A 7091-nucleotide genomic window follows, 5' to 3' on the forward strand; every position below is an offset into this window, starting at 1 on the left:
GTCCGGCCTCAAACTGCAACGCTTCGATATGGCCAACGGCACGCTCATCGGCGATGCCCGCAGTATCCACGCCGATTGCCTGCTGATGTCCGGCGGCTGGTCGCCGACCATCCATCTGGCCAGCCAGGCCGGCGCCAAGGCGGAATGGAATGCCGCGCGGCAGGCCTTCCTGCCGCCGAAGCCAACACAGAGCTGGATCGGCGCCGGCGCCTTCACCGGCAGTTTCTCCACCGCCGAAGCCATCGCCGAAGGCCGCGCCGCGGGCCTTGCCGCAGCCGGTGGCCCCAGCGCGCCTTCTGTATTGCCGGCGGTGGAAGCCGTGCCCGGCGATCCTGATCCGGCACCGGTGTTCGAGATCAGGGCCAAGGGCAAGAGCTTTGTCGACTTCCAGCACGACGTGACGGCAGAGGACGTGCGGCTGGCGCACCGGGAAGGCTTTGTCTCGGTCGAGCATCTGAAACGCTACACCACGCTCGGCATGGCGACCGACCAGGGCAAGAGCTCCAACGTGCCCGGCCTTGCCATCATGGCCGAAGCCCTGGGCAAGCCCATCCCCGAAGTCGGCACGACGCGCTTCCGGCCGCCCTTTGCGCCGGTGTCGATCGGCTCGCTGGCGGCGGAACGTTTTGGCGATCTCAAGCCCGAACGATTGACCCCGATGCATGATTGGCATCTGGCCAACGGCGCGACCATGTATTCAGCGGGCCTCTGGTATCGCCCGATGATCTACGGCCATGCAGGCGAAACGGTCGAGCAGGCCTATGTGCGCGAAGCCAAGGCGACACGCGAAAGCGCCGGGATCGTCGATGTCTCGACATTGGGCAAGATTGCCGTGCAAGGCCCCGACGCCGCCGCATTCCTCGACCGCGTCTACACCAACATGTTTTCGACGCTGGCCGTCGGCAAGGCCCGCTACGGTCTGATGCTGCGCGAGGACGGCCTAGCCTTCGACGACGGCACCACCTGGCGGCTCGGCGAGCAGGACTTCCTGATGACCACCACCACCGCCAATGCCGGCAAGGTGATGCAGCATCTGGAATATTTCCTCGACGTGATCTGGCCGGAGCTGAAAGTCCACGTCACCTCGGTGACCGACGAATGGGCGGGGGCCGCGATCGGCGGGCCGAAGGCCAGGCAGATCCTCGCCTCTTGTGTCACCGGCACCGCAGTCGACAATGCCACCTTGCCCTTCATGGGCCTCGTGCGCGGCGAGATAGCAGGCGTGCCGGTGATGATCTGCCGGCTGTCCTTCTCCGGCGAAATGGCGTTCGAAGTCTATTCCGGCGCCGGCCACGGCACCCATGTCTGGGAAGCGCTTGTCGAGGCCGGCAAACCGTTCGGGCTGGTCACCTACGGGCTCGAGGCGCTGGGCACCATGCGCATCGAAAAAGGCCATGTCACCGGCGCCGAGATCGACGGCCGCACCACGGCGCGCGACCTGCATCTCGACTGGATGCTGTCGAAGAAGAAGCCGTTCATCGGCTCGGCGATGATGGACCGCGAAGGCCTGATCGCGTCGGACCGCCTGGAACTGGTCGGCCTGATCGCCCTCGACAACCTACCGTTCAATGGCGGCGCGCACATCGTCGAGGAGGTTGACGAGGCCAATCCGCACGGCTCGATCGGTCACATCACCGCCTGCTGCTATTCACCGGCGCTCGGCAGGCATATCGCGCTGGCGCTGGTCAAGGGCGGCAAGGCACTGCAGGGCACGCGCGCTCATGTCTCCGATCCCTTGCGCAACCGGTTTGGACCGGTCGAGATCGTCTCCAACCACTTCTTCGATCCGGACGGGAGCCGCATGCATGGTTGAGCGCCAATCACCCGAACCCTTGTCGCCGCTTGAGCCTGAATTCCATGTCGGCTCGCACGGCAATTTCGAGCACGGCGTCGAGATCATCCTGACCGAGACAAGGCCGGGCTCGATCGTGCAGCTCGCCGCGTGGCCCGGCGAGGAGAAGAAGCTGATAGCAGCCGTCCGCACCGTCACCGGGCTTGCCCTGCCCGATGGCGCCGGCGGCGGCTTGAGCGATGGCGTGAAATCGGTGTTCGGCTTCGCGCCGGGAAAGTTCACCGTTGCCGATGAAGCCGAAGGCCTGGCTGCGGCCTTTGCCAAGGTGGTGACCCCCGCCATTGGCACTGTGACCGACCTCTCGCACGGCCGCACCGCCATCCGCATTGCCGGGCCGAAGGCCGAATGGGTGCTGGCGAAATTCTTCGCCATCGATTTCGCGCTGCCGGCCTTTCCTGTTGGAGCCGGCCGCTCGACCACCCATCACGACATCTTCGCCCAGATCCAGCGCACCAGCGCCGACCAGTTCGACATCTATGTCTTCCGCTCGTTTGCACGCTCGTTCTGGAAGGCGCTCTGCCATGCCAGCGAGGAAGTCGGCTACGAGGTGCAGTAGGCGGCGCGGCCGGATGGCCGCGTTGCCCACATCTGGCATCAACGCCAGCCGCTTCTGCCGCTAGAGAATCTGGCCGCCGGCGCCCATGGTGCGAAAACGTGGCCGCCCAACCGGCCCGAGGGATATGAAATCCCTTCTTCAAGAGTCGGCACATTCGTTTGGTTCGAACATCTCCATGACCGCAGAACTATCCGCCGGCGCCACGGATCGCGCCGATGTGCCGGCCAGAGCCTTGCTCCTGCTGCCGCTGACGGTCGCCTGCGGCGTGTTCATGACCAGCCTCGACCAGAATGTCGTGGTGACCGCGCTGCCGGGCATCAGCGAAAGCCTCGGCCGTCCGCCCAGCCAGCTCGGCCTCTTGATTACCGTCTATGTCGCCAGCCTGATCATCTCGATGCCGCTTGGCGGCTGGGCCGCCGATCGCTTCGGCCTGCGCAACGTCTACTGCTTTGCCTTGCTGGTGTTCGCCGCCTCGTCGGCGCTCTGCGGGCTGTCCGACAACATCTGGATGCTGGTCGGCGCCCGCGCGCTGCAAGGCTTTGGCGGTGCCTTGATGGGCACGCTCGGCCAGGTCGTCATCCTGTCGACCTTTCCGCGCAGCCGAACGCTGAAGATCAACATGTACATCTCGCTGGCCGGCCAGTCCGGACCGTTGGTCGGTCCGCTCGTCGGGGGCGCGCTGACCACCTACATTTCCTGGCGCTGGATCTTCTTCATCAACGTGCCGTTCGCGCTGGCGGCGGCAATTCTTGCCGCCTCGCTGTTTCCGACGATGACCAAGCCCGTGCGCACGCCGTTCGATTTTCCGGGCTTCCTGCTGGTCGGCAGCGGCATGGTCCTGCTGGTCTTCGGCATGGATTCGCTTGCTGCCAAGGATGCCGCGGGCGGCATCATCGCCGCAGAACTGGCGCTGGCGCTGGTCATCCTGACCATCGCCTCGTTCTACTGCCTGCGCGTGCGCAATCCGCTGCTCGATCTCGAGCTGTTGCGCATCCGTACCTTCCGCATTTCGTTCCTCACCGGCGGCGGGCTGGACACGATCGGCCTCAGCTCGGTGGTGTTCCTGCTGCCCTTGATGTTCCAGCTCGGCTTCGGCATGAGCGCGGTGCAGGCGGGATCGCTGACCTTCGTCGCCGCGGTCGGCTCCGTGGCCATGCGCTTCTTCATGCCGCGTGTCCTCAACCGTTTCGGCTTTCGCCGCGTGCTGGTCTACAACACCCCGATCGTCGCCGTGATGGTCGCCGGCTTCGCCTTGATGCAGGCGACGACGCCGGTGTGGATCGTGCTGACCTACATCTTCGTCTTCGGCGTCTTCCGCTCCGCGCAATGGGCCTCGACCGGCAATCTCGCCTATTCCGACATCGCGCCCGAGCAGCTCGCCCGCTTCAGCGCGCTCTATTACATATTATGGCAGCTGGCGGTGGCGATCAGCGTCGGCCTGGCTGCGGCGGTATTGTCATTTCTGGCCGGCGGCGGTCCAGCCGTCGCCGACGATTTCCGCATCCTGTTCGTCATCGAGGGCATCATCACGCTCTGCGCGCTGCTTGCCTACCTCAAGCTGACGCCACAGGACGGTGCCCATGTCAGCGGCCACGGCGCACAGATGAATACCGAATGAGGCTGGCTGGCTTATTCGCTGAACGTCACCCACTCTTCCAGCGGCACGCGGTCGGTGCGGAAGGCGTTTTCAGGTTTTGACGTATCTTCATAACCAAGCGCCATGCCGCAGACGACGATCTCTTCGTCCGGAATGTCGAGCACCGGCCTGATCTGCCGGTGATAGGGCGCGAAGGCCGCCTGCGGACAGGTGTGCAGACCCCTGCCTCTTGCTGCGACCATAATGTTCTGCAGGAACATGCCGTAGTCGATCCATGAGCCCTGGTTGAGGCGGCGGTCGATGGTGAAGATCATGCCGACCGGGGCGTCGAAGAAGACGAAGTTGCGGTCGTGCTGGGCGCGCATCTTGTCGACCTCGCGACGACCGATCCCGAGCGCGCCATAGAGGCCGAAACCGTTGGCGCGGCGGCGGGTCAGATACGGCTCGAAGAACTGTGTGGGATAATACCGGTACTCGTCCCAATCAGCTTTTTCGGCGCGAATGCCGGAATTGAGAATGGCGTCTGATATCCGCTGCTTGCTCTCGCCCTTGGTGACATAGACCTTCCATGGCTGCATGTTGGTGCCGGATGGGGCACGCGCCGCAACCGCCAGAATGGCGCGGATGGTTTCGTCGTCGACCATGTCGGGCAGGAATGCGCGCACCGAACGGCGCGACAGGATCGCCTCGTCGACAATCTCGGCATCGCCCGCAATTCGGGGGTTATTTTCCAGCATGGGCCGTCCCTTACCCTTTGTCTCGATCGGACGTCCCCACTCGCCGCTCTCGGCGGAGCCTTTGCATGAACCGTCAAAATCGCGCAAGCAAATCTTGTGCATCCGTGAAAATCTACTTGATTTTTTCATGAGCTTGACTTCTCATGAAATTTGGCCAGATTTTTTCATAAAGTGAGCGCTTTGCCTTCGACTACCGCTAGAACATTGCAGGTACCTGACGAACGCGTGCTGGCCGGCGATATCAGGGCCCTGCGCAAGGCGCGCGGGCTGACACTCGCCGAGATCGGCTCGAAGCTTGGCCGTTCGGTCGGCTGGGTCAGCCAGGTCGAGCGCGGTCTGTCGACGCCGTCGCTCGGTGACCTCCGAGCCTTCGCCGAACTGTTCGGCGTGCCGATCAGCCTGTTCTTCAGCCATGACGTACCTGTCGAAAGCGAGCGCGGCGTGGTCGTGCGCGCTGGCAGGCGCCGCACGCTTGGCACAAGCGAATCCGGCCTGGTGGAGGAGCTTCTGTCGCCCGATCTCGGCGGTAGCTTCGAGATGGTGCGTTCGGTCTTCGCGCCGGGCGCGGAACTGAAGGCCGAGGCGCAGCGGCCGACCGAAGAAGCTGGATACGTCGCCTCCGGGCTGTTCGACATCGAGATCGGAGGTGTCTGGCATCGGCTTGGCGAAGGCGACTCCTTTCGCTTTGAAGGCAAGCCTTACCGCTGGCGCAATCCGGGCGCGGAGCCTGCAATTGTCATCTGGGTGGTTTCACCACCCGTCTATTGAGTTCAAGTTTGGAGAAGAACATGGCGGGTTTGCCGAGCACGGCGCGCGTGGTGATCATCGGAGGCGGTGCCGTCGGCACTTCCGCGCTCTACCATCTCGCCAAGGCGGGCTGGACCGACTGCGTGCTCTTGGAAAAGAACGAGCTGACTTCGGGCTCGACCTGGCATGCCGCCGGCAACGTGCCGACTTTCTCCTCGTCCTGGTCGCTGATGAACATGCAGCGCTATTCGACCGAGCTTTATCGCGGGCTGGCCGACGCGGTCGACTATCCCATGAACTATCACGTCACCGGCTCGCTGCGCCTTGCCCACACGAAAGAGCGCATGCAGGAATTTCAGCGCGCCAAGGGCATGGGCCGCTACCAGGGTATGGACATCGACATCGTCGGCGTCGACGAGATCCAGCGCCGCTATCCCTTCATCGAGACGCATGATTTGAAAGGCGCGCTCTACGACCCGAGCGACGGCGACATCGATCCGGCGCAGCTCACCCAGGCGCTGGCCAAGGGCGCGCGCGACATGGGCGCGAAGATCATCCGCTTCTGCCCGGTCACAGGCGTGCGCCGCGAGAACGACGAGTGGGTGGTCGAGACGGCGCAAGGTGAGATCCGCTGCGAGATCGTCGTCAATGCCGCCGGCTACCGCGCCGCCGAAGTCGGCCGGATGTTCGGCCGCGACGTGCCGATGATGGTGATGAGCCATCAGTACATATTGTTCGAGGAGATTCCCGAACTGGCGGCATGGTCGAAGGAACAGGGCAAGAAACTGCCGCTGCTGCGCGACGTCGACACCTCCTACTATCTGCGCCAGGAGAAGAACGGGATGAATCTCGGCCCCTATGAGCGCAATTGCCGCGCGCATTGGGCCAGCCACAACGACCCGATGCCGGAGGATTTTTCCTTTCAATTGTTCCCCGACGACCTCGACCGGCTGGAACATTATCTGGCCGATGCCGTCGCCCGCGTGCCGATCCTTGGCACCGCCGGCCTGTCCAAGGTGATCAACGGGCCGATCCCCTACACGCCGGACGGCAACCCGCTGATCGGCCCGATGCCCGGGGTTCCCAATGCCTTCGAGGCCTGCGTCTTCACCTTCGGCATTGCCCAGGGTGGCGGCGCCGGCAAGGTGCTGGCCGAATGGGTGACAGAGGGCCGGACCGAATGGGACATGTGGTCGTGCGACCCGCGCCGCTTCACTTCCTTTGCCTCGGCGCCGGACTACTGCGTCGCCAAGGGCATGGAGATCTACGGCAACGAATATGCCATCCAGTTCCCGCGCCATGCCTGGCCGGAAGGCCGCGACCGCAAGCTGTCGCCGATCCATGATCGCATCAAGGCGCTCGGCGGCCGCTTCGACGCCTATAATGGCTGGGAGCGTGCCACCTGGTACGCACAAGACGGCGATGACATTTCCGAGGAAGCCACGCTGACCTTCCGCCGCGACGGACCGTGGCATCATCGCGTGCGCGAGGAGTGCCTGGCCGTGCGCGATGCCGCCGGCATTTTGGACCTGCCGGGCTTCTCGCGCTTCAACCTCGACGGTCCCGGTGCCGCCGAATGGCTGAGCCTGCAGGTCACCGGGC

General features: G+C 64.2%; 6 protein-coding genes. 5 read left to right on the top strand and 1 reads right to left on the bottom strand.

Going from position 1 to position 7091, the window contains the following annotated elements:
* The 3 genes from EN893_RS12200 to EN893_RS12210 all read left to right on the top strand — a co-directional run.
* The coding region (locus EN893_RS12200; protein ID WP_281062480.1) for a glycine cleavage T C-terminal barrel domain-containing protein at window positions 1-1813 on the top strand (1813 nt) is incomplete at its 5' end.
* Window positions 1806-2408: a sarcosine oxidase subunit gamma gene (locus tag EN893_RS12205; protein ID WP_127270665.1), complete on the top strand. Its 603-nt coding sequence runs from the start codon at window positions 1806-1808 to the stop codon at window positions 2406-2408. The genes EN893_RS12200 and EN893_RS12205, both read left to right, overlap by 8 nt.
* 175 nt (window positions 2409-2583) lie before the next feature.
* Window positions 2584-4026, top strand: a complete 1443-nt coding sequence (locus EN893_RS12210; protein WP_127270664.1) for an MFS transporter — start codon at window positions 2584-2586, stop codon at window positions 4024-4026.
* Between the two features lie 11 nt (window positions 4027-4037).
* Here EN893_RS12210 and EN893_RS12215 read toward each other — a convergent pair whose 3' ends face one another.
* Complete coding sequence (locus EN893_RS12215) at window positions 4038-4742, bottom strand: nitroreductase (RefSeq protein WP_164748979.1); 705 nt, start codon at window positions 4740-4742, stop codon at window positions 4038-4040.
* Between the two features lie 204 nt (window positions 4743-4946).
* Here EN893_RS12215 and EN893_RS12220 point away from each other — a divergent pair, with 204 nt between their 5' ends.
* Together EN893_RS12220 and EN893_RS12225 are read left to right on the top strand one after the other, a co-directional pair.
* The gene (locus tag EN893_RS12220; RefSeq protein ID WP_127269323.1) at window positions 4947-5510 is read left to right on the top strand and encodes an XRE family transcriptional regulator; all 564 of its coding nucleotides are present in this window, start codon (window positions 4947-4949) and stop codon (window positions 5508-5510) included.
* 20 nt (window positions 5511-5530) lie between these two features.
* The coding region (locus EN893_RS12225) for an FAD-dependent oxidoreductase (RefSeq protein ID WP_164900817.1) at window positions 5531-7091 on the top strand (1561 nt) is incomplete at its 3' end.

The sequence above is a fragment of the Mesorhizobium sp. M7A.F.Ca.CA.004.04.2.1 genome (genome assembly GCF_004022825.1).
GTDB lineage: Bacteria > Pseudomonadota > Alphaproteobacteria > Rhizobiales > Rhizobiaceae > Mesorhizobium.